This is a genomic window from Streptomyces sp. NPDC021225 (assembly GCF_044332865.1).
Taxonomy (GTDB): Bacteria; Actinomycetota; Actinomycetes; order Streptomycetales; family Streptomycetaceae; genus Streptomyces.
This window is the reverse complement of sequence record NZ_JBIRPV010000001.1, coordinates 449,774-470,675: the sequence shown is the minus strand read 5'-3', so window position 1 is coordinate 470,675 and position 20,902 is coordinate 449,774. Positions and strand designations below refer to the sequence as shown.

At 72.1% G+C, this 20,902-nt stretch carries 18 protein-coding genes, 1 pseudogene and 1 riboswitch; of the genes and pseudogenes, 6 read left to right on the top strand and 13 right to left on the bottom strand.

What is annotated here, in order from left to right; all coding sequences use genetic code 11:
• Positions 1-35: 35 nt before the first annotated feature.
• Together ACH4S9_RS02170 and ACH4S9_RS02165 are read left to right on the top strand one after the other, a co-directional pair.
• Positions 36-1,730 carry an IS200/IS605 family accessory protein TnpB-related protein gene (locus ACH4S9_RS02170; RefSeq protein WP_398369245.1) on the top strand — a complete coding sequence of 565 codons (1,695 nt, stop codon included), beginning with the start codon at positions 36-38 and terminating at the stop codon, positions 1,728-1,730.
• 9 nt (positions 1,731-1,739) lie between these two features.
• Positions 1,740-1,827: riboswitch (ZMP/ZTP riboswitch) on the bottom strand.
• A 97-nt stretch (positions 1,828-1,924) separates the two neighbouring features.
• Entirely contained in the window at positions 1,925-2,800 is an 876-nt protein-coding gene (locus ACH4S9_RS02165) for a glycosyltransferase family 2 protein (protein ID WP_398369243.1), read from the top strand.
• An 85-nt stretch (positions 2,801-2,885) separates the two neighbouring features.
• On the opposite strand, the gene ACH4S9_RS02160 is transcribed toward ACH4S9_RS02165, so the two are convergent.
• The 11 genes from ACH4S9_RS02160 to ACH4S9_RS02110 form a co-directional block, all read right to left on the bottom strand.
• Entirely contained in the window at positions 2,886-3,719 is an 834-nt protein-coding gene (locus ACH4S9_RS02160; protein WP_398369241.1) for a sugar phosphate isomerase/epimerase family protein, read from the bottom strand.
• Entirely contained in the window at positions 3,716-4,888 is a 1,173-nt protein-coding gene (locus tag ACH4S9_RS02155; RefSeq protein WP_385340740.1) for a dihydrodipicolinate synthase family protein, read from the bottom strand. Before ACH4S9_RS02155 ends, ACH4S9_RS02160 begins: the two co-directional genes overlap by 4 nt.
• On the bottom strand, positions 4,885-6,036 hold the full coding sequence (locus ACH4S9_RS02150) for a Gfo/Idh/MocA family oxidoreductase (protein ID WP_311729657.1): 1,152 nt from the start codon (positions 6,034-6,036) through the stop codon (positions 4,885-4,887). The genes ACH4S9_RS02155 and ACH4S9_RS02150 overlap by 4 nt, the downstream gene beginning before the upstream one ends.
• A gap of 126 nt (positions 6,037-6,162) precedes the next feature.
• The gene (locus tag ACH4S9_RS02145) at positions 6,163-7,962 is read right to left on the bottom strand and encodes a hypothetical protein (RefSeq protein ID WP_398369238.1); all 1,800 of its coding nucleotides are present in this window, start codon (positions 7,960-7,962) and stop codon (positions 6,163-6,165) included.
• Positions 7,959-8,594, bottom strand: a complete 636-nt coding sequence (locus tag ACH4S9_RS02140; protein ID WP_311729659.1) for a hypothetical protein — start codon at positions 8,592-8,594, stop codon at positions 7,959-7,961. The genes ACH4S9_RS02145 and ACH4S9_RS02140 overlap by 4 nt, the downstream gene beginning before the upstream one ends.
• Before the next feature lie 6 nt (positions 8,595-8,600).
• Positions 8,601-9,482 carry a carbohydrate ABC transporter permease gene (locus ACH4S9_RS02135; RefSeq protein ID WP_385340734.1) on the bottom strand — a complete coding sequence of 294 codons (882 nt, stop codon included), beginning with the start codon at positions 9,480-9,482 and terminating at the stop codon, positions 8,601-8,603.
• Positions 9,479-10,444, bottom strand: a complete 966-nt coding sequence (locus tag ACH4S9_RS02130) for a sugar ABC transporter permease (RefSeq protein ID WP_311729660.1) — start codon at positions 10,442-10,444, stop codon at positions 9,479-9,481. Before ACH4S9_RS02130 ends, ACH4S9_RS02135 begins: the two co-directional genes overlap by 4 nt.
• On the bottom strand, positions 10,441-11,730 hold the full coding sequence (locus tag ACH4S9_RS02125) for an ABC transporter substrate-binding protein (RefSeq protein ID WP_398369235.1): 1,290 nt from the start codon (positions 11,728-11,730) through the stop codon (positions 10,441-10,443). The genes ACH4S9_RS02130 and ACH4S9_RS02125 overlap by 4 nt, the downstream gene beginning before the upstream one ends.
• Before the next feature lie 120 nt (positions 11,731-11,850).
• The gene (locus ACH4S9_RS02120; RefSeq protein WP_398369233.1) at positions 11,851-12,600 is read right to left on the bottom strand and encodes a cupin; all 750 of its coding nucleotides are present in this window, start codon (positions 12,598-12,600) and stop codon (positions 11,851-11,853) included.
• Between the two features lie 7 nt (positions 12,601-12,607).
• A complete protein-coding gene (locus ACH4S9_RS02115) occupies positions 12,608-13,573 on the bottom strand; it encodes a PmoA family protein (protein ID WP_311729663.1) in 966 nt (321 codons plus the stop codon).
• A 2-nt stretch (positions 13,574-13,575) separates the two neighbouring features.
• A complete protein-coding gene (locus ACH4S9_RS02110; RefSeq protein WP_311729664.1) occupies positions 13,576-14,742 on the bottom strand; it encodes a Gfo/Idh/MocA family oxidoreductase in 1,167 nt (388 codons plus the stop codon).
• Positions 14,743-14,922: 180 nt separating this feature from the next.
• On the opposite strand from ACH4S9_RS02110, the gene ACH4S9_RS02105 reads away from it, so the two are divergent.
• A complete protein-coding gene (locus ACH4S9_RS02105; RefSeq protein WP_311729665.1) occupies positions 14,923-15,975 on the top strand; it encodes a LacI family DNA-binding transcriptional regulator in 1,053 nt (350 codons plus the stop codon).
• Between the two features lie 175 nt (positions 15,976-16,150).
• On the opposite strand, the gene ACH4S9_RS02100 is transcribed toward ACH4S9_RS02105, so the two are convergent.
• A complete protein-coding gene (locus ACH4S9_RS02100) occupies positions 16,151-16,861 on the bottom strand; it encodes a lytic polysaccharide monooxygenase (protein ID WP_398369230.1) in 711 nt (236 codons plus the stop codon).
• A gap of 196 nt (positions 16,862-17,057) precedes the next feature.
• Between ACH4S9_RS02100 and ACH4S9_RS02095 the strand changes: the two genes are divergently transcribed.
• Positions 17,058-18,206, top strand: coding sequence for a methyltransferase (locus ACH4S9_RS02095; RefSeq protein ID WP_398370490.1), 1,149 nt, complete (start codon positions 17,058-17,060; stop codon positions 18,204-18,206).
• Positions 18,207-18,251: 45 nt separating this feature from the next.
• Positions 18,252-18,926, top strand: a pseudogene (locus ACH4S9_RS02090) (sugar phosphate isomerase/epimerase family protein); the annotation flags it as partial.
• Here ACH4S9_RS02090 and ACH4S9_RS02085 read toward each other — a convergent pair.
• Entirely contained in the window at positions 18,916-19,896 is a 981-nt protein-coding gene (locus ACH4S9_RS02085) for an EamA family transporter (protein ID WP_398369228.1), read from the bottom strand. The pseudogene ACH4S9_RS02090 and the gene ACH4S9_RS02085 sit on opposite strands and share 11 nt — an antisense overlap.
• An 87-nt stretch (positions 19,897-19,983) precedes the next feature.
• Between ACH4S9_RS02085 and ACH4S9_RS02080 the strand changes: the two genes are divergently transcribed.
• Positions 19,984-20,889: a LysR family transcriptional regulator gene (locus ACH4S9_RS02080; protein WP_398369226.1), complete on the top strand. Its 906-nt coding sequence runs from the start codon at positions 19,984-19,986 to the stop codon at positions 20,887-20,889.
• The last annotated feature ends 13 nt before the right edge of the window (positions 20,890-20,902 follow it).

The window sequence follows — 20,902 nt, the reverse complement described above, 5'->3', positions numbered from 1 at the left end:
GACGGGTTATTCGCTGCCGGGTGGGGGTGGGGGAAGTGGGAGGGCTGCGTGAGGTGGCGGCGCCGTTTGTGGTGCCCGGTCCGTCCGGGGTGGCGATCCGCGGCAGCCTCAAGGGCCTGACCGGGCAGGACGAGAGGGTTCTGCGCCTGGTTGGTGGGCTGCTGGGCTCGCTGGCCTCCCGGGACCTGAAGGTCCGCTGCGCGGCCGGTCTTGATCATGACAGTGGCCAGTGGGCGGAGCGCAAGCGGGCTGTGACCGGTCAGTCCTCCTCGCGCTGGGCGGGCAGTATCACCAAGGCCACGCATGATCAGTGGGCGCTGGCCCGGCGCGGTCAGTCCGCGTATATCCACAGCCTCCAGGCAGGCATCGGCATGATCGCGCGTCGGTTGTCGCTGCCGGTGGGGTCGAAGGGTTCCAAGGGTTCACCGGGTGGTTACCGCTCCCGGCAGGAGTGGTTTGCCAAGTCCCGGCGCCTGCGCCTGCTGGAGGAGCGGCTGGAGCGGGAGCGGGCCGATCGTGAGGCCGGGCGGGTGCGGGTGGTGCGCGGTGGAAGGAAGCTGCTGCGCAACCGGCACAACCTTCAAGCCGCCCGGCTGACCGGGACCGGGTGGCGGGAGCGGTGGGAGGCCGGGCGCTGGTTCCTTCAGGCCGATGGCGAGTCGGGGAAACGCTGGGGGAACGAGACGATCCGTGTCAGTCCGGACGGTGAGGTGAGCATCAGGCTTCCGGCGCCGCTGGCCCATCTGGCGAACGCACCCCACGGCCGCTACATACTGGCCTGCCGGGTCCACTTCCGGCACCGGGGCGAGCAGTGGGCCGACCGTATCGCGGCCAACCGCGCCATGGCGTACCGCATCCACTACGACGTGGAGCGTGGGCGCTGGTACGTGACAGCCTCCTGGCAGATCCCACCCGTGAAGATGGTTCCGCTGGAGGCGGCCCGGTCCGGTGGGCTGATCGGCGTGGACATGAACGCCGACCATCTGGCCGCCTGGCGCCTGGACGCCCACGGCAACCCCGTCGGCGAACCCCGCAGATTCGACTACGACCTGTCCGGCAGCGCACCACACCGGGACGCACAGATGCGGCACGCCCTCATCCGCCTCCTGCACTGGACCCAACGCCACCACCTGTCCATCGCCATCGAAGACCTGGACTTCCAGGCGGAGACGACCCGCGAGAAGCACGGGCGGCGCAAACGCTTCCGCCGTCTGATCTCCGGCATGCCCGTCAGCAGGCTTCGCAGCAGGCTGACCTCCATGGCCGCCGAACTCGGCATCACCCTCGTGGCCGTCGACCCGGCCTACACCAGCCGCTGGGGCGCCCAGCACTGGCAACGGCCTCTGACCACCAACACCCGCACAACCACCCGCCACGACGCCGCCGCCGTGGCCATCGGACGGCGCGCCCTGGGATACCCAATCAAGCGACGGACGCAACCGCCCCCACAGCACCGGAGTGATGCTGCGGGGCATCGGAGCGTCCAGGCCACATCGGGAATCCTGGGGCGCGAGGGAACCCGCCCCCGCATTCCCGGACCACGGACACGATCCGCCGGCGCCGGACGCGGAGCGAAAGCGGGGAACCAGGGGGTACCTCCCAGCGGTAGCTGGGGGAGTGCCCACAACCGTTCGGAGCACACGGCTGAGCACGAGTCCTGGCAACAGGACTCGTGCTCAGTCCCTAGGAACGGTCCTGGGACAGCGCGGTCATGGGTACGTCACTCCTGAGGCACTCACATGAGTCGCCCAGGCGCGCGGCGTCGACAACCGGTGTCAGGCCGCTCCCCGGTGGTGCTCCACCTCAGCGCCAGTCACGGCCCGCGTCCACTGTAGGGGAGGAACGCTGCCCGGCGGCGGACGGGGGTCGGCCCCCGGGGGCGGATAGCATCGCCGGAAACCGGCCCCAGGAACGGAGTTCACCCGTGCGTCACCCGCGCGTTGGCGTCGCCATCCTGACCATGGGCACTCGGCCCGCCGAACTGGCCGACCTGCTCGCCTCGGTCGCCGAGCAGGACACCCCCGCGACGCGGGTGGTGGTCGTCGGCAACGGCTCGCCGCTGCCGCCCCTCCCCGACGGGGTCACCGGTGTCGAACTGCCGGAGAACCTGGGCATCGCCGGCGGCCGGAACGTCGCCCTGGCCCGGCTGAAGGAGTTCGGGGATGTCGATGTGGTGGTGGACCTGGACGACGACGGGCTGCTGATCAGCCCGGACGTCTTCACGCGGCTGGTGGAGCTGTACGAGTCCGACCCCCGGCTGGGCATCGTCAGCTTCCGTGTCGCCGACGAGCGGGGCCGCACCCAGCGCCGCCACGTCCCCCGACTGCGTGCCTCGGATCCGATGCGCGGCGGGCTGGTGACGACGTTCCTCGGGGGCGGGCACGGCCTGTCCATGCGGATGCTGGAGGAAATCGGCGGCTGGCCCGAGCCGTTCTTCTACGCCCATGAGGAGACCGACCTGGCCTGGCGGGCCCTGGACGCGGGTTGGAAGGTGCTCTACGAGCCGGAGTTGGTGCTCCGGCACCCGTGGACGTCGCCGACCCGGCACGCGGTCTTCTACCGCATGGTGGCCCGCAACCGGGTCTGGCTGGCCAAGCGGCACCTGCCCGCCCTCCTCGTCCCCGTCTACCTGGGCGTCTGGACCACGCTGACCGTGGCCCGCACCAGGTCGGCGGCGGGTTTGCGGGCGTGGTTCGGAGGCTTCGTCGAGGGCCTGCGCACCCCGTGCCCACCGCGTCGGCCGATGCGGTGGGCCACGGTTTGGCGGATGACCCGGCTGGGCCGGCCGCCGGTCATCTGATCAGGCGGCGGGTTTCCGGGCCCCGCGCCGGGGGTGTGTTCGGCGGTCTGGACGCACCCCTGCCGAACACACCCCGAAGCGGCGGCTAGAGCACCAGCGTGCGGTAGCGGTCGGCCACCTCCGCGAGCACCTCCGCGCCGTCCCGTGCCCACAGGGCCGGGTTGAAGATCTCCACCTCGATGGGGCCGTCGAAGCCCGTCGCGTCGACCCGCTCGCGGAACCAGCGGAAGTCGACCGCGCCGTCGCCGAGTTGGCCGCGGCCCAGGAGGACGCCCTCCGGGAGGGGGGTGATCCAGTCGGCGAGCTGGAAGGAGGCGATGCGGCCGCCCGCGCCCGCGCGGGCGATCTGGTCGGCCACGGTGTCGTCCCACCACAGGTGGTAGGTGTCGACGACGACGCCCACCTGATCCGCCGGGAAGCGCTCGGCCAGGTCGAGGGCCTGGGCGAGGGTGGAGACGACGCAGCGGTCGGAGGCGTACATGGGGTGCAGGGGCTCGATGGCCAGGCGGACGCCGCGCTCGGCGGCGTACGGGGCGAGCTCGGCCAGGGCGTCGGCGATGCGCTCGCGGGCGGCGAACAGGTCGCGGCTGCCGGGCGGGAGGCCGCCGGAGACCAGGATGAGGGTGTCGGTGCCGAGGGTGGCGGCCTCGTCGATGGCGGCGCGGTTGTCGGCGAGGGCGGCGGCGCGCTCGTCCGGGTCGATCGCGGTGAAGAAGCCGCCCCGGCACAGCGAGGTGACGGCCAGGCCCGCGTCGCGGATCAGCCTCGCGGCCGCCTCGACGCCGTACTCCTGCACCGGCGCGCGCCACAGGCCCACGCCCGGGACGCCCGCCTTGACGCAGCCCTCCGCCAGCTCGGACAGCGACCACTGCTTGATCGTTTCCTGGTTGAGGCTCAGGCGGGTGAGGTCCTGGGTCATTGCGCCACTCCGTATACCGCCAGCAGATTCTTCATTCTCGACTCCGCGAGGGCCGGGTCCGGGAACAGGCCAAGACCGTCCGCCAGTTCGTACGCGCGCGCCAGGTGCGGGAGCGAACGGGATGACTGCTGGCCGCCCACCATCGTGAAGTGCGACTGGTGGCCCGCCAGCCAGGCCAGGAAGACGACGCCCGTCTTGTAGAAGCGGGTCGGGGCCTGGAAGAGGTGGCGGGACAGCTCGACCGTGGGGTCCAGCAGGCCGCGGAAGGCCGCCACATCGCCGGTGTCCAGCCTGCGCACCGCCTCGGCGGCCAGCGGGCCCAGCGGGTCGAAGATGCCGAGCAGGGCGTGGCTGAAGCCGCGGTCGTCGCCCGCGATCAGCTCGGGGTAGTTGAAGTCGTCGCCCGTGTAGCAGCGCACGCCGTCCGGCAGCAGGCGGCGCAGCTCGATCTCGCGCTGGGCGTCGAGGAGGGAGACCTTGATGCCGTCGACCTTGTCGGGGTGGGCGGCGATGACGTCGAGGAAGGTGCGGGTGGCGGCGTCCAGGTCGGTGGAACCCCAGTAGCCCTCGAGCGCCGGGTCGAACATGGGGCCGAGCCAGTGCAGGACGACCGGCTCGGCGGCCTGGCGCAGCAGGTGGCCGTAGACCTCCAAGTAGTCCTCGGGGCCCTTGGCCACGGCGGTCAGGGCGCGGGAGGCCATCAGGATGGCCTGGGCGCCCGCCGTCTCGACGACCTCCAGCTGTTCCTCGTACGCGGCCCTGACCTGGTCGAGGCTGTACGGGTAGCCGATGTCGGTGGCGGGCAGCTGGTCGGTGCCGACGCCGCAGGCGATGCGGCCGCCGACCGCCTTGGCCTCGGCGGCCGAGCGGCGGATCAGCTCGGCGGCGCCGGCCCAGTCCAGGCCCATGCCGCGCTGGGCGGTGTCCATGGCCTCGGCGACGCCGAGCCCGTGGGACCACAGGTGGCGGCGGAAGGCGAGGGTGGCGTCCCAGTCGACGGCGGCGGGGCCGTCGGGGGTCACATCGGCGTACGGGTCGGCGACGACATGGGCCGCGGAGAAGACCGTACGGCAGGCGAGCGGCGCGCCGCCGGGGGCGAAGGCCGCGGGTTCGGTGCGGGGCTGGTACGGGCGGATGGCGCCGCCCTCGGCGGGGAGGTGGATGGTCACAGGCCCAGCTCCGGGACGTCCAGGCGGCGGCCCTCCGCCGACGACTTGAGGCCCAGCTCGGCGAGTTGCACGCCGCGCGCGCCGGCCAGCAGGTCCCAGTGCCAGGGCTCGTCGAGGGCGACATGGCGCAGGAACAGCTCCCACTGCGCCTTGAAGCCGTTGTCGAACTCCTCGTTGTCCGGGACCTCCTGCCACTGGTCGCGGAAGGACTCGGTGAGCGGGATGTCGGGGTTCCAGACCGGCTTGGGGGTGGCGGAGCGGTGCTGGACGCGGCAGCGGCGCAGCCCCGCGACGGCCGAGCCCTCGGTGCCGTCGACCTGGAACTCGACCAGCTCGTCGCGGTTGACGCGGACCGCCCAGGAGGAGTTGATCTGCGCGACGGCGCCGCCTTCGAGCTGGAAGATGCCGTAGGCCGCGTCGTCGGCGGTGGCGTCGTACGGCTTGCCCTGCTCGTCCCAGCGGGTGGGGATGTGGGTGGTGACATGGGCCTGGACGGACCGCACGGCGCCGAACAGCTCGTGCAGCACGTACTCCCAGTGGGGGAACATGTCGACGACGATGCCGCCGCCGTCCTCGGCGCGGTAGTTCCAGGAGGGCCGCTGGGCGCTCTGCCAGTCGCCCTCGAAGACCCAGTAGCCGAACTCGCCGCGCACCGACAGGATCTTGCCGAAGAAGCCGCCGTCGATGAGCCGCTTCAGCTTGAGCAGGCCGGGGAGGAAGATCTTGTCCTGGACCACGCCGTGCTTGATGCCGGCCGCGTCGGCGAGCCGGGCCAGCTCCAGGGCGCCGTCCAGGCCGGTGGCAGTGGGCTTCTCGGTGTAGATGTGCTTGCCGGCCGCGATGGCCTTCTTGAGGGCCTCCTCGCGGGCGGCGGTGACCTGGGCGTCGAAGTAGATGTCGATCGAGTCGTCGGCGAGGACGGCGTCCAGGTCGGTGGTCCAGTGGTCCAGGCCGTGGCGCTCGGCCAGGGCCTTCAGGGCGTGGTCCCGGCGGCCGACGAGGACCGGCTCGGGCCACAGCACGGTGCCGTCGCCGAGGTCGAGGCCGCCTTGTTCGCGGATGGCGAGGAGGGAGCGGACGAGGTGCTGGCGGTAGCCCATACGCCCCGTCACGCCGTTCATGGCGATCCGCACTGTCTTGCGTGTCACGGTTTTCTTCTCCTCACCGAGGTCCTCATCAGACGTCGCCAGAGTTATAGCAAGCGCTTTCTTTCTACCACGCTAGCCGCCCCGGCCCGCGTCTGTACAGAGAGCGGGCGCGGGGCGGTCGGCGCATCAGCGCAGCGTCAGGCGGTAACTGAAGGGCGTGCGCCCGGTGATCAGCACCCGGATGCCGGACACATTGAGGCTGCCGGCCATCCAGCTGTAGCGCTCCCCCGCGTCCACGGTGGCCGGCTGACGCGGTCCGCTGCCGTTGCCCGGCCCGAAGGTGATCACGTCATCGCCCACGGTGTACGTCCCGTACCCCTTCACCAGCTGGTACGTGTCCGTCTGGCCGGAGACCGGCTCCACGCCGCCGAGCGTGCCGCCCGGCCGGAAGCACAGCTCCAGGGCGAGCGGGACCTCGGAGGGGCCCACCGAGAAGTCCAGGTCCCAGCCGCCGCCGGACTCCCTCAGCCGCACCTCCGTCCGCAGCGTGCGCCACTGCTTGGGCCGGTGCGGGAAGTCCATCGCGGACCAGAACCGGCCGTCGTCGGTCAGCGGGTACTGCCCGTCGGAGCGCCGGTGCTGGGGCGGCAGCGGCAGATGGAACGCGGCGCGCACCTCCGCCGACAGGCGCCAGCCGTCGGACGTGCGCACCAGGTCCTCGGCGCGGAAGTGGCCGGTGGAGAAGAACTGCGGGGACAGCCGCAGCGAGTCCAGGATCGCCTCGCCCTTGCGCCACTTGAGGAAGGTCGGGTTGGTGGACAGACCGGAGGCGATGGCGCGCACATCGGGGAAGTCGGTCCCGCCGAAGATCGACGTACGGGCGGCGCCCCGCCCGATCCGGACCAGGCCGCACTCCTTGTCGTGGAAGGTGAACTTCTCCGGCGCCTCCGTGGCCTTGGGCAGCGGCTCGGCCAGCTCCGGGTGGTCGAGCACCTCGGCGAGGAAGTCCCCGAGCGGGGTCTCGTCGAAGATCTGGTCCTTGCCGCGCCGCTGGATGGTCTCGGCGACGGCCGCGAACCGCCCGTCCTTGTCCCGGAGCGCCAGGGCCCGGTACTGGAGCCAGTACTCGGACACATGCTTCATGGACTTCTGGTCCTGGCGGCGCGAGTGCACCGTCTCCACCTCGCCGTTCGGCTCGATCAGGTGGAGCGTCGCCTCCAGGTTGCGGCGCACGCATGCGTACAGCTTCGGCCGGCCGGTCAGCCGCGCCACGGTCAGCAGCGAGGGGTTGGTGACGATCGGCGCATAGGTGGCGCTGCGCTCGCTGTACTGGCCGGCCGGGTACTGGTCGACACCCTCGGCGAGCCAGGCGTCGATGCGACGGGTGTAACTGTCGTTCGGCCAGAAGGAGTTGACGCGGGCGAGCGCGGCGCAGATCTTCCAGCGGTGGTTGGGGGTGTGCACCCCGCCCTCGGCCAGGCCCTTGCCCGCCTTGAGCAGGATCTTCTTGAGGGTGGCGCGGACCCCGTTCGTGGCCGCGTGGTCGTCCTCGTCCAGCAGCCCGTACGCCAGGCCCAGGTCGACGATCGAGAATCCGGTGTCCGGCGGGGAGTGCACCGCGCCCTGGTCGTAGAGGCCGTCGTCGAACTGCGCGGCGGCCAGCGCGTCCGCCAGTTCGGTCAGCGGCGCGATCAGCGCGGCGTCGTGGTGATGGTCGGCGTCGGCCCACACATACACCGAGACCAGCAGACGCAGGCTCCGGGCGGCCCAGCGGGCCTTGCCCTGGTTGGTCAGCTCGGCGATGGCGGCGGCGCGCCCGTCCAGGACCTCGGCCACCCGGCCGTCGGCCGCCTTGGTGAGGACGGCCAGAAAGTCCTTGTCGACATCCGTGGCGCCGGCCGGGGCCGCGACGGACTCCGGCGCGGCGGCGAGCAGTCCGCCGACGGCGGCGGTCCCGGCGAGGAAGTGGCGGCGGTGCAGGGTCATCTGTGGCGCTCCGTGGTGGTTCGGGAATGCTCAGGAGTGGCCGAGCCGGCCCCCGAGTGCTCGACGGCCCGCGCGGCCAGCGCGAGGGGGCCGGGGACGAGCAGGGCCAGGGGCGGGTAGGCCCAGGCGCAGACCGCCGCGGTGGCCACGGCCAGCAGCAGGACGACGCTGCCGCGCGGCGCGCGCACCGTCTCGTACGCCGCCGCGCGCGCCGCCTGCCTCCAGCTGATGGCCGACTCCGGGCGGGCGCAGGCGCGCAGCAGGACGACGGCCAGCAGGGCTCCGGCGGCCAGCAGGGCGGGGCGGAAGACCGCCGCGCCCGGCAGTCCCGCCCCGGCCACCAGCGCGTTGAACAGCACCAGCGCGCCGCCCGCCACGACGGCCGCGCCGGCCAGCAGGTCGCCGGTGCGCAGCCGGGCCCGCAAGGCGCGGAAGTAGCCGGTGACGGTGACCGTCTCGTCGTGGCGGACCCGCCGCTCGAGGACGGCGCAGGCGGTGGACATCGCGGCGGGCGCGGTGAGCACCGGCAGACAGGCGACGGCGGTCGACAGGCCCAGCAGCAGCACATCGGAGAACAGGGCGAAGCGGGGGCCGACCAGCTCCCCCGGCTCCCGGGTGGTGGCGTGGGGCATGGCGGCTCAGCCCTTCAGTCCGGAGTTGGCCATGCCCTCCACCAGGAAGCGCTGGAAGGCGAGGAAGAACAGCACGATCGGCAGCAGCGCGAAGACCGACATGGCGAACATCGGGCCGAAGGCCGACTGGCTGGAGGCGTCCACGAAGGACCGCAGGGCCAGGGTGAGGGTGAACTTCTCCGGCTCGAAGAGGTAGATGAGCTGGGTGAAGAAGTCGTTCCAGGTCCAGATGAAGGTGAAGATCGCGGTGGTGATCAGGGCGGGCCTGGTCAGCGGCAGGATGACGCTGAAGAACGAGCGGAACGGCCCGCAGCCGTCGATCCGCGCCGCCTCCTCCAGCTCGCGCGGCAGCGAGCGCATGAACTGCACGATGAGGAAGACGAAGAAGGCGTCGGTGGCCAGGAACTTCGGCAGGATCATCGGCCAGTAGGTGTTCACCATGCCGAGCTGGTTGAAGACGATGTACTGCGGGATCAGCACCGCGTGGTGCGGCAGCATGATCGTCGCGATCATGAAGGCGAACAGCGGGCCGCGCATCCTGAACCGCAGCCGCGCGAAAGCGTACGCGGCGAGCGAGCAGCTGATGACGTTGCCGAGCACCGCGCCGCCCGCGATCAGCAGCGAGTTCCACAGCAACTGGCCGACGCTGACCTCGTTCACGCCGTCCAGCGCGGTCGAGTAGTTGCTCCACTCCAGATGGCTGGGGAGCAGCTTGAGGCTGGCGATCACCTCGTTGGCCGGCTTGAAGGAGGTCGCGACCAGCCAGGCCAGCGGGTAGAGCATCACCAGCAGCACGGCGATCAGCACGACGTGCAGGGCGATCCGGGCGGGGCGCGGGCGGCGGCGGGCCGTGGCGCCCGCCGCCACGGTGGTGTCCACGGTGGTCATCGGGCCCCCTCATTGTCGTCGTTGGCGTAGAAGACCCAGGAGCGGGAGGTGCGGAACAGCACCGCGGTGACGATGCCGATGGCCGCCAGCAGCACCCAGGCCATGGCCGAGGCGTAGCCCATGTGGGAGGCGGTGAAGCCGCGGTCGTAGAGGTAGAGCGTGTAGAAGAGCGTGGAGTCCGCGGGTCCGCCCTTGCCGCCGCTGACCGCGAAGGCCGGGGTGAAGACCTGGAACGCCTGGATGGTCTGGAGCACCAGGTTGAAGAAGAGCACCGGGGACAGCATGGGGAGCGTGATGGAGCGGAACTGCCGCCACCATCCGGCCCCGTCCATGGCCGCCGCCTCGTACAGCTCGCCGGGTATCTGCTGGAGCCCGGCCAGGAAGATCACCATGGGGGCGCCGAACTGCCAGACGGTCAGCAGCGCGACGGCCAGCAGGGCCCAGCCCGGCTTGTTGATCCAGCCGCCGATGTCCAGGCCGAACCAGGACAGCATGTTGTCCACGGTGCCGCCGTCGTTGAAGATCGCCCGCCAGACCAGGGCGATGCTCATGGACGCGCCGAGCAGCGAGGGGGCGTAGAAGGCGGAGCGGTAGAAGCCCTTGCCGCGCTTGACCGACTTCAGCGCCAGCGCGACCGTGAGGGCCAGCGCGAGCTGAAGCGGCACCGCGATCACGACATAGGTGAGGGTCGAGGTGACCGACCGCCAGTAGCGGGGGTCCTCGGTGAACATCTGGACGTAGTTGCGGACCCCGACCCAGCTGGGGCTGTTGAACATGTCGTAGTTGGTGAACGACAGATACAGCGAGACGGCCATGGGCAGCAGCGTCAGCACACTGGCGCCGAGCACCCACGGGGACAGGAACACCCAGGCGGCGCCCTGGCGCTCGCGCTTCGGGGGGCGCTTGCCCGGCCGGCCGGCGCTCGCCGGGGCCGGCTGGGGGCGGGTTGCGGTCGCGCTCATTGCCTCAGCTCCGCCTTCGCCTCGGTGACAAAGTCCTCGGCCGCCTCACGCGGCGACATCTGCTCGAACGACACCTGGTCGTAGTCGCGGCTGAAGGTGGTCTGCAACGACGCGTCGCCCTTGGGCGGCGCGGGCGGCGGATCCTTGAGCTTGCCCTCGAACTGCTTCTGGTACGCGGAGACCACCACGTCGAACCCCTCCAGCTTGGGCGTCACCACCTTGCGGATGGAGTCGTTGGCCGGGATGCCGCGGGAGTTGCCGAGGATGGCGCCCGCGTCGGGGTCGTTCAGCAGGAAGTCGATGAACTGGGCCGCCTCCTTGGGGTGGCCGGTCTTCGACGAAGCCCCGAAGAACATCGACGGCTTGAAGTACTGGCCGGGCGTGCCGTTCTCGCCCGCCGGCATCGGCGCGAGCTTCACGCCCTCCCCGATGATCGCCAGATAGCCGCTGGCGGGGGCGTCCCAGTTGAAGTCCGAGACGGCCGTGAGCCGGCCGAACGGGGTGTTCTCCACCGAGCCGTCCATCTGGGTGGTCTGCTGGGCGGAGCTGACCGCGCCCTGCTTGCGGAGCCCCGTGCACCACTCCCAGTAGCGCGCCAGATCGTCCGCCGTGAAGCCGAGCTTGTAGTCGTCGGTGTAGAGGACCTTGCCCTGGCCGCGCAGCCAGATCTCGAAGACGTCCTCGCTCTGGCCGGGATCGGTGCCGCCCACCCGGCCGCCGGTCGCCTTGGATTTGGACAGCTTGACCATGGCGTCCGCCCAGTCGTCCCAGGTCCAGCCGACCTTGGGCTCGGGCACCCCGGCCTTGCGCCACAGGACCGAGTCGTACACCACGGTCTCCGAGCCGCGCGCCACCGGGATCGCGTACTGCTTGTCGTTCACGACGCCGGTGGCCAGCAGCCCCTTGTCCATCTCGGAGGTGCTCAGCTCCTTGTGCTCACCCAGGTCGAGCAGCACACCGCCGTCCGCGTACTGGTTGATCATGCGGTAGTCGAGCTGCATCACATCGGGGGCGTCACCGCCCGCCGCCTGGGTGGCGAGCTTCTGCTTGTACGCGTCGAAGCCCGCGAACGAGGTGCTGATGTTGATGTTGGGGTTCTTCTTCTCGAAGAGCTTGACCGCTTCTTCCGTGCGGGCCGCCCGGTCCGGGTTGCCCCACCAGGTGAAGCGCAGGGTGACCTTGCCGCCCGAGCCGCCGCCTTCACCGCCGCCGCACCCGGTCAGGGTCGCGCAGAGGGTGAAGGTGAGGGCCAGAGCGCAGGACACCTTTGTCCTGATTCGAAGCATGCTGTGGCCAGCCTCCCTTCTGATCTTTCCGAAATATGGTCGGCCAGCGATGATCGCGGTTGTTCCCTGTGATGGACAGGGCTGTGCGCCGAGTTGGCCGTGCTGATCCAGCGGTTCAGGTCACTCGCCGTAGTACGGCAGCGTGACCCCGGGGAGTTCGTACTCGTCGCGGCGGCCGCACATGCCGTAGCCGCCCCGCCGGGTGGGCCCGGCCGCGCGGACACGGGCCTGCGCCAGATGCGCCGGGTCGCCGGCCGCGAGCGCGGCCAGGTGGTCGCCGGTGCGCCGGGCGGCGGCGAGGGCGCCCGCGCGCCAGCGGGGCTCCCAGGCGGCCAGCTTGGGCCCGACCAGGCGCACCGCGGCCTCGTGGAAGGCGCGCAGCGGGCCGTCGTCGCCCTTCTCCAGGGCCTCCCTCAGCTCCAGATAGCCGGTGACCGCCAGGTCCCGGCGGCGCCGGGCCGCCGCGTCGGCCTCGGGCCCCTCCTTGGCGGGCAGGGCGGCGGCCGCCGCGTACGCCTCGGGGTCGGCCAGCACCTCCTGGGGAAAGGTGAACACGGCGTCCCCCGCCTCGGGCAGCCCGCTGTTCTGCATCAGCACGGTCACCTTCAGCCCGCCGCGCTGCACCATGCGGTGCACCGTGCCGGGCGAGAACCACACCACGGCGCCCGGCTCCAGCGGCGTCTCGACGTAACCGTCCTCGACGGTCAGGGTCTGCACGGCGCCCCGCCCGCCGGTCACCACATACGCCTCGGTGCAGGCCAGATGGAGGTGCGGGCTGCCGCCGCACACCCCGTCGGCGGCCTCCCACTCATACGCGCTGATGTGGGACAGCCCCACCCCGCCCGGCAGCGGGTCGGTGATCCCGGTCATCGCCGGCTCACCACCCATGGGACTTGAGGTAGGTCTCGGCGCGCTCCTGGTCCCACGCGCCGTCCGCGATCACCACGCGGTAGCGGTACGCGAAGCTCTCGCCCGGGGGCAGCGCGAACTCCTCGAAGAACGCCCAGGAGAAGGCGACCGAGGGGATGGGCTCGGAGCGCACGAACCAGTGAGAGGCGTGCACGGCCTCGGCGTTCTCGGGGGCGTGCGAGAACAGCAGCGTGGAGTGTCCGTCCACGTCGTCGTGCTCGCCGGTGAAGGCGATCCACGGCGCCTCGGCGGCCGGGGTGCCCATCAGGCCGGACGCGCCCTCCTCGCCCTTGCCGCCGCGCCCGCCGGGGCCGAACACATCGCCGCCGGTGAAGTCGCGGGGACCGCGCCAGTTCAGCCCGGTGTAGCCGGCCATCTCACGGCCCGCGGTGGTCGGGGAGCCGAAGCGCAGCTCCTCGCCGCGGATGTTGGTGAGGCGGATGGACCAGTCGATGGCCCAGGTGCCCTCGGCGGGCTCCACGGAGTGCACCTCGACGGTGCGCAGCTCCTCGGCCCACTCCTGGCCGCCGCTGTGCTGTTCAGAGGGATGGGCCACCCAGGTGAGCTTCTCGGCGAACCGCAGCCGGTCGTCGGCGACGGTGAACTCCTCGAAGCCGTCGTGGCGCATCGAGCCGACGCGCTCCTCGACCCGCCGGTAGCCCTCCTCGGGGCCGAGGTAGGAGTTGCCGCCCCAGAAGTTCTGCTCGGACAGATGACTCGCCGTCATCTGGAGGCCCTTGTGCCAGCGGTGGTCGTTCGGCCGGTAGCCGGAGACCGCGTTGCCGGCCAGGGTGCGCAGCGGGTGGGTGTACGGCTTGAGCGACTCGAACGGGTCGGCGTCCGGCCGGTAGACGTAGGCCAGCAGCTCGACACCCCCGGAGGCGACCGTGACGCGCTCGCCGTGGATATGGGTGACGGTGATCGGCTCGGTCATGCTCACTGCTCCTTCGCGGACGGGGCGGGGGCCCAGTCGGGGTGGTTTCCGTGCATGGCGTCGTAGTACGGGTCCCCGGGGGCTATCTCGCCCGCGTGGACGGGCTGTCCGGTGAAGGCCGACTTGTAGAGCGCGGCGATGAACTCCATCGTGCGGCGGGCGTCCGGGCCGCTGCCCGGGGGGCGCACGCCGTCCCGCATCGCGTCGAGGACGACCGCCAGCTGGGCCTTGTGCGAGCTGGGCAGGTCGGCGGCGGGGGTGCGCCAGCGGGCGACGCGGTCGGCGTCGTCGGCCGCGTGCGGGGCGGGGGTGTAGGCCCAGTCGTCGTTGGTGTGCCCGTACAGATGGGTGAGTTCGACCGTGGCGTCGGCGCAGTCGACGCGGATCCGGCTGACCTCGTCCGGCGAGACCACGCTGTTGACGACGGTGGCCATGGCGCCGCCTGCGAAGCGGACCAGCGCGGTGGAGACGTCCTCGCTCTCCACGTCGTGGACCAGCCGCCCGGCCATGCCGCGTATCTCGCTCCAGTCGCCGAGGAGATGCAGCAGCAGGTCCATCTGGTGGATGCCGTGGCCCATGGAGGGGCCGCCGCCCTCGCTGTCCCAGCGGCCGCGCCAGGGCACCGCGTAGTAGTCGGTGTTGCGGTACCAGGTGGTCTGGCAGTGGGCGACCAGCGGCTTGCCCAACTCGCCGCTCGACAGCAGCTCCCGGGCGTGGACGGCGCCCGAGCCGTAGCGGTGCTGGAAGACCACCGACGCGTACGGGCCGCCGTCGGGCTTCTCGGCCGCCTCGGCCGCCGCGATCTCGTCGTACTCGGCGAGCGTGAGACACAGCGGCTTCTCGCACAGCACCCAGGCACCGGCGCGCAGCGCGGCCACGGTCTGCTCGCGGTGGAGCGAGGGCGGGGTGCCGATGAGGACCAGGTCGGGGCGCTCGGCCTCGAGCATGGCGGACAGATCCGTGTAGCCGGTCACGGTGAACCCGGGACCCGCCTCGCCGGGCTCGGCCGCCTGGGCGCGGAACGCCTCCAGGCGGCCCTCGTCCACGTCGACCCCCGCGACGAGGTCCACGCGGTCGGCCAGCGCGCGGAGCGCTGGCAGATGGCTGCCGGAGACAATGCCTCCGGTGCCGACGACGGCGGCACGGATACGGGTGGTGGCTGCGGCCATGGGCGGGGCTCCTCGCCGAGGGAAAGCGCTTGCTGGGGAGGACCCTAGACATGGTCCTGATGACCGGACAAGACCTGGGAGAGCACAATCGCATCCGTCCTCCGGCACCGGCCCTGACCAGTGAGAGCATGGGCACGGACCGAGCGGCGCACCACCAGCGGACCATCCAACGGAGGAATCATGGCAGTGACCCTGGCCGATGTGGCGGCACGGGCACGGGTCTCGGCGGCCACCGTGTCGCGCGTCCTGAGCGGCAACTATCCGGTCGCCGAATCGACCCGGGCCCGGGTGCTGCGCGCGGTGGACGAGCTGGAGTACGTGGTCAACGGCCCGGCGAGCGCGCTCGCCGCCGCCACGTCGGATCTGGTGGGCGTGCTGGTCAACGACATCGCGGACCCCTTCTTCGGGATCATCGCCGGGGCCGTGCAGTCCGAGATGGGCGCGGTCGCGGAGTCCGGGCGCCACGGCGAGAAGCTGGCCGTCGTCTGCAACACCGGCGGCTCCCCGGAGCGCGAACTGAACTACCTCACCCTGCTCCAGCGGCAGCGGGCCGCCGCGGTGGTGCTCACCGGCGGCGCGGTCGAGCACCCCGACCACATGGCCGCGGTCGCCGCCAAGGCGTCCCGCCTCGCCGCGTCCGGCACCCGCGTGGTGCTGTGCGGCCGCCCCCCGATCGAGGACGCGGTCACCCTCGCCTTCGACAACCGCGGCGGCGCCCGGCGGCTCACCGAGCACCTGCTGACCCTCGGCCACCGCCGGATCGGCTACGTCGCGGGCCCCGCCGAGCGCACCACGACCCGCGACCGCCTGGACGGCCACCGGGCGGCCCTGGCGGCGGCGGGCCTGGGCGAGGCGGCGGACCGACTGACCGTCCACGGCCTGTACGACCGCTCCTCCGGCTATGACGCCACGCTCGAACTGCTGCGCCGCGACGACGCGTTGACGGCGATCGTGGCCGCCAACGACACGATCGCCCTCGGCGTCTGCGCGGCGCTGCGCGACCAGGGGCTGCGGATCCCCGACGACGTGTCGGTCGCGGGCTTCGACGACCTGCCGTTCAGCGCGGACGCGGTCCCGGCGCTCACCACGGTCCGGCTCCCCCTCCACGAGGCGGGGGCCCGCGCCGGCCGCCTGGCGCTGGGCCGCGAGCCGCAGCCGCCGGGCGGGGTGGCGATGGTGCGCTCCGAACTGATGGCCCGCGCGTCCACGGCTCCGCCGCGGCGCGCCGGGTAACGGGGCCGCGACCGGGGGTGCCCGGCGGCTCTTTCCCCTGCCCGCCCCTTCCCGCAGCTGGGGCTCCGCCCTGGACCCCGGGGTCCAGGGCGGAGCCCTTGCCACCCCACGGAAAGACGCGGGCGGGGAAGGGGAGCGGCTCGCCGCAGGCGTCGAGACGGGCCGGAGGCCGGACCTACCCGCCGGGGAAGATCACGTCACTGCACGAGTAGAACGACTGGTCCAGGTGGCTGGCCTGCCAGATCATGAAGACGACGTGGCGGCCGGTGCGCCCGGGGGCGTTGACCGGGATCGAGACGGTGACCCCGTTGAGCGCGGGGTCGGTGGAGGGCTCCCCCACACCGGGGGCGATCTTGCCGGTCTGGGCGACCAGCTCGAGGTCGCTCCAGCGCAGCGCCTGCGTAGTGGCGTCGTAGCCCTGCTTCGTCACATAGATGCGGTAGTAGTCCGCACCGTGCTTCGCCTGGTCGTGGTTCTTGAAGGTGAAGCTGTTGCTGACGGCCGTGGCCTCCCACTTGCCGGGCACGTCCATCGCGTTGTAGCGGCCGGACGAGGTGTGCCCGCCGCTACAGAGCTGGCCGTCGGGGAGGGCGGCCTGGTGGTTGCCCGCGACGCCCTCCCGGTAGAGCCCGTTCCAGTTCCACATGGCGTTGGTGTCGGCCTGCCAGGCCTGCCAGCACATGGGGTCCTTGGTCTTCATCTCCGGGTTCTGGAAGTCGCTGCCCCAGCGCTTCCAGCAGCCGTAGTTGCGCGAGGCCGGGCCGATGGCCGAGCCGTGGGCTGCGGCGGTGTCCGCCAGCGGGATGGCGATCATCAGGACGGCGGCGGACGCGGCGGCCGAGGCCCGCGCCACCCACCTTTTCCGGTTGTGCTCATGACAAATCATGACGGCTCCAAGTGTCCCTTGTTCTCCTCTGGTGCGGGGTGCGCGAGATGCGCGGGAGCGCTCCCATCGTAGAACCGGACCCCCGGGCCGACCAGAGACCTGAGGGGGCGTCATCCGGCCGAAAACCACTCGCACCAAAGCCCGTAGCACGATAGGGAGAACGACATCGGCACCAAACCAACCACGAGGTAACCCCCTGAGTACGCATCAGGTCATCGAATGGACCGAAGCCGGGCACACCCACGACGCCCGCTGGCGCTCCGAGAACCAGACGCCCCCACCCCGGCGGGTGACCACCGCCGACGACCGCATGACGGCCGACACCGCCTATCGCCTCGCCTGTGAGGGCACCGCGCTGCTGTGGCGCGGCGACTACCGGGGCGCCCGCCAGCTGCTGACCGCGATGGCCCGGCGCGCCGACCGCGGCCCGCGCCGGCCGCGCCACCGGCGCGCCCCCGCGGCCTCCCCCGCCGAGGCCTTCCACCAGCACCGCCAGGCCCAGTCCCGGCGGGCCAGGGTGCTGGGCATGCTGCTGGTCCCGCTGGACGCCGACTACGGCGTACCGCTGCGCCGCGCCCCCGACGTACGGCAGGCGTGCGCGGAGGCGTACGGACCGGCCGACGGGCCCTCGGTGACGTCCCTGCGCGAACTGCTGGGCCTGATCGGCGCGCACGAGTGGCGCAAGAAGGGCGTCGCGGTACCGGCGCTGGGCGGCGACCGGATCCATCCGCACTACGGCGTGTTCTCCCCCGTACGCGGCGAATACGTGGACCTCGTGGCCCAAGCCCCCCTCCCCGAGACCCCACCACCCCTCGCCTACGACATCGGCACGGGCACCGGCGTCCTGGGAGCCGTACTGGCCCGCCGGGGCGTCCAGAAGATCACGGCCACGGACCAGGATCCCCGCGCGCTGGCCTGCGCACGCGAGAACATCGCAAGACTAGGCCTGGCCGAACAGGTGGATGTCGTCCAGGAGGACCTCTTCCCGCCCGGCCGGGCCCCGCTCGTCGTCTGCAACCCGCCCTGGGTGCCCGCCCGCCCCACCTCCCCGGTCGAGTACGCGGTGTACGACCCGGACGGCCGGATGCTCCACGGCTTCCTCGACGGGCTGGCCGACCACCTCGCCCCGGGCGGCGAGGGCTGGCTGATCCTGTCCGACCTCGCCGAACACCTCGGTCTGCGCCCGCGCGCCGAGTTGCTCGCCGCGTTCGACCGGGCGGGCCTGAAGGTCGTGGACCGGCTGGACACCCGCCCCGTCCACCGCCGCGCCACCGACCCCGGCGACCCGCTGCACGAGGCCCGCGCGGCGGAGGTGACCTCGCTGTGGCGCCTTGCGACCGGGTAACGAGCAGAATGGAGACCTGATCCATTGCGAAGAACCGGAGCCCGTATGCAGCTCGCCTTCTCCACCCTCGGCGTCCCCGGCCTGCCGATCCCGGACGTGGTGCGGCTCGCCGCCGACACCGGCTACCACGGCGTCGAGCTGCGGGCGCACCCCGAGGAGCCGGTGCACCCGGGGATCGGGGCCGCCGAGCGGGCGCGGGTGGCGGCGGAGTTCGAGGCCGCGGGGCTCGCGGTGCTCACGGTCGCCGGCTACGTCCGGTCCGCCGCCGCCGGCCCGGACGAGCCCGCGCTGCACGACCTCCGGGAACTCCTCCAACTCGCCCACGACCTGGGCGCGGCGCACGTCCGGGTCTTCCCCGGCGGCGGCGACCTCGACGCCGCCGAGGCCGACACCAACGCCGCCCGCCGCCTCGCGGCCGCCGCGCCGTACGCCGCCGACCTGGGCGTACGGCTGCTCCTGGAGACGCATGACTCCCACCGCACCGGGGCCGACGTGGCCCGCGTCCTCGCACGGGTCGACCGACCCGATGTGGGCGCGATCTGGGATGTGATGCACCCCTGGCTGGGCGGTGAGGACCCCTCCGCCACCCACGCCGCGCTCGCCCCGCACCTGGGCTATGTGCAGGTCAAGGACATCGCCTCGGCCGAGGACACCACCCCGCTGCCGCTCGGCGCGGGTGTGCTGCCGCTGGCCGAGTCCGTCGAGCTGCTCAGCCGCGCGGGCTGGGACGGCTGGCTGTGCTGGGAGTACGAGAAGCGTTGGTACCCACAGGCGGCCGAGCTTCCGGGGCTGCTTCCCGCGGCGCGGGACCATCTGCTGCGGCTGCTCGCCGAGGCCGCCTGAGGGACACCGAGGTCAGCGCCACGCCGCCCACCAGCAGCGCCGCCGCCAGCCAGCGCAGCGGGCTGATGCCCTCCCCCAGCACCAGCGCGGCCGAGGACATCCCGAAGACCGGCACCAGCAGGGTGAAGGGCGCGACCGCCGAGGCGTCGTAGGTCCGCAGCAGGAAGTTCCAGGCGCCGAACCCGAGAAGCGTCACGATCCAGGCGACGTAGACGATCACGCCCGCCCCGGCCCAGTCGAGCGAGCGCAGGGCCTCCAGATCGGGGTCCGCGCCCTCGAACACCAGGGACAGCCCCAGCAGCGGCAGCACCGGCACCAGGCTCACCCAGACCATGAAGTTGACCGGGTCGGGCGGCGCGGCCTTGCGGGTCAGAACGTTGGACACCCCCCAGAAAACAGCGGCGGCGATCACGAGGGCAAAGGAGAGCAGCGGCCCGGAAGTCCCCTCATCAACAGCGGCCACCCCGATACCGGCGAGCGCCACCCCCATGCCCACCAACCGCAGACGCCCCGGCCGCTCCCCCAGCACCACGGCCGCGAACAGCGCCGTGAACACCGCCTGGACCTGCAACACCAGCGACGACAGCCCGGCGGGCATCCCCTCGTGCATGCCGATGAACAACAGCCCGAACTTCGCCACGCCCAGCGCCAGACCGACCCCGAGCACCCACTTCCACGCGACCTTCGGCCGGCCGACCAGAAAAACGGCGGGCAGCGCCGCGACGAGAAAGCGCAGCGCGCCGAACAGCAGCGGCGGGAAGTGGTCGAGCCCAATATCGATAACAACGAAGTTGACGCCCCAAACCGCGGTGACAAGGACGGCCAGAAGCACGTGTGCAGGTCGCATGAGTCGAGCATCACGGCAGCCGACCTTGTAGCACCAGCGCGGATTCCTTCATGGTTGGATGCAGTATCTCTAAAAGAAAGAGTCGCCATGCTCGACCTGGCCCGGCTCCGCGCACTGCACGCCGTCTCCGTCCACGGCTCGGTCAGCGCGGCGGCCACCGCGCTCGGCTACACGCCCTCCGCCGTCTCCCAGCAGATCGCCAAGCTCGAACGGGAGACCCGCACCACGCTCCTGGAACGCCAGGGCCGGGGCATCGCGCTGACCGACGAGGCCCAGCACCTGGCCGCCACCGCCCAGCAACTGCTGGCGATCGTCGAGCGGGCCGAGACCACGCTGGAGGAGCGGCGCGGGCTGCCCGCCGGGCGGCTGATGATCGGCGCCTTCGCGTCGGCGGCCCGCGGGCTGCTGCCCCAAGTCCTCGCCGAACTCGCCGAGCGGCACCGCTCCCTGGACGCCCGCCTCATCGAGGTCGACCCACACCTCTCCCCCGACCTGGCGGCCCAAGGAGTCATCGACCTCGCGGTCGCCCACGACTGGGACATCGCGCCGCTGCCCGCCCCCGACGGCCTCGAGCGGGCCGTCCTCGGCGACGACCTGTGCGACGTCCTCGTACCCGCCGGACACCCGCTCGCCGGGCCCGGCCCGCTGCGCCGCGAGGACCTGTCGGGGCAGCGGTGGATCTGCCAGCCGCCGGGGTCCGTCTGCCACGACTGGCTGGTCCGCACGCTGCGCGCCTCGGGCACCGAGCCTGACCTCGCGTACCAGGCGGCGGAGAACCACACCCAGGTCGCCCTGGTCGCGGCGGGCCTCGGCATCGCGCTGATGCCCCGCCTCGGCCGCGGCCCCCTCCCGGACGGCGTCCTGGCCGTCCCCCTCGACCCGGTGCCGATCCGCCGCCTGTACGCCCTATGGCGCACCGGCGCGGCCCGCCGCCCGGCCATCACGGAGACCGTGCGCCTGCTCCGCGCCCACTGGCCGAGTCGCGCGGTCTGACGCGCGAGGGGGC

Excerpts from the sequence above, each read along its gene's own strand:
- ACH4S9_RS02160 (WP_398369241.1), bottom strand. The coding sequence starts at position 3,719 with ATGACCCAGGACCTCACCCGCCTGAGCCTCAACCAGGAAACGATCAAG.
- ACH4S9_RS02145 (WP_398369238.1), bottom strand. The coding sequence starts at position 7,962 with ATGACCCTGCACCGCCGCCACTTCCTCGCCGGGACCGCCGCCGTCGGC.
- ACH4S9_RS02140 (WP_311729659.1), bottom strand. The coding sequence starts at position 8,594 with ATGCCCCACGCCACCACCCGGGAGCCGGGGGAGCTGGTCGGCCCCCGC.
- ACH4S9_RS02135 (WP_385340734.1), bottom strand. The coding sequence starts at position 9,482 with ATGACCACCGTGGACACCACCGTGGCGGCGGGCGCCACGGCCCGCCGC.
- ACH4S9_RS02130 (WP_311729660.1), bottom strand. The coding sequence starts at position 10,444 with ATGAGCGCGACCGCAACCCGCCCCCAGCCGGCCCCGGCGAGCGCCGGC.
- ACH4S9_RS02125 (WP_398369235.1), bottom strand. The coding sequence starts at position 11,730 with ATGCTTCGAATCAGGACAAAGGTGTCCTGCGCTCTGGCCCTCACCTTC.
- ACH4S9_RS02120 (WP_398369233.1), bottom strand. The coding sequence starts at position 12,600 with ATGACCGGGATCACCGACCCGCTGCCGGGCGGGGTGGGGCTGTCCCAC.
- ACH4S9_RS02115 (WP_311729663.1), bottom strand. The coding sequence starts at position 13,573 with ATGACCGAGCCGATCACCGTCACCCATATCCACGGCGAGCGCGTCACG.
- ACH4S9_RS02110 (WP_311729664.1), bottom strand. The coding sequence starts at position 14,742 with ATGGCCGCAGCCACCACCCGTATCCGTGCCGCCGTCGTCGGCACCGGA.
- ACH4S9_RS02105 (WP_311729665.1), top strand. The coding sequence starts at position 14,923 with ATGGCAGTGACCCTGGCCGATGTGGCGGCACGGGCACGGGTCTCGGCG.
- ACH4S9_RS02100 (WP_398369230.1), bottom strand. The coding sequence starts at position 16,861 with ATGATTTGTCATGAGCACAACCGGAAAAGGTGGGTGGCGCGGGCCTCG.
- ACH4S9_RS02085 (WP_398369228.1), bottom strand. The coding sequence starts at position 19,896 with ATGCGACCTGCACACGTGCTTCTGGCCGTCCTTGTCACCGCGGTTTGG.
- ACH4S9_RS02080 (WP_398369226.1), top strand. The coding sequence starts at position 19,984 with ATGCTCGACCTGGCCCGGCTCCGCGCACTGCACGCCGTCTCCGTCCAC.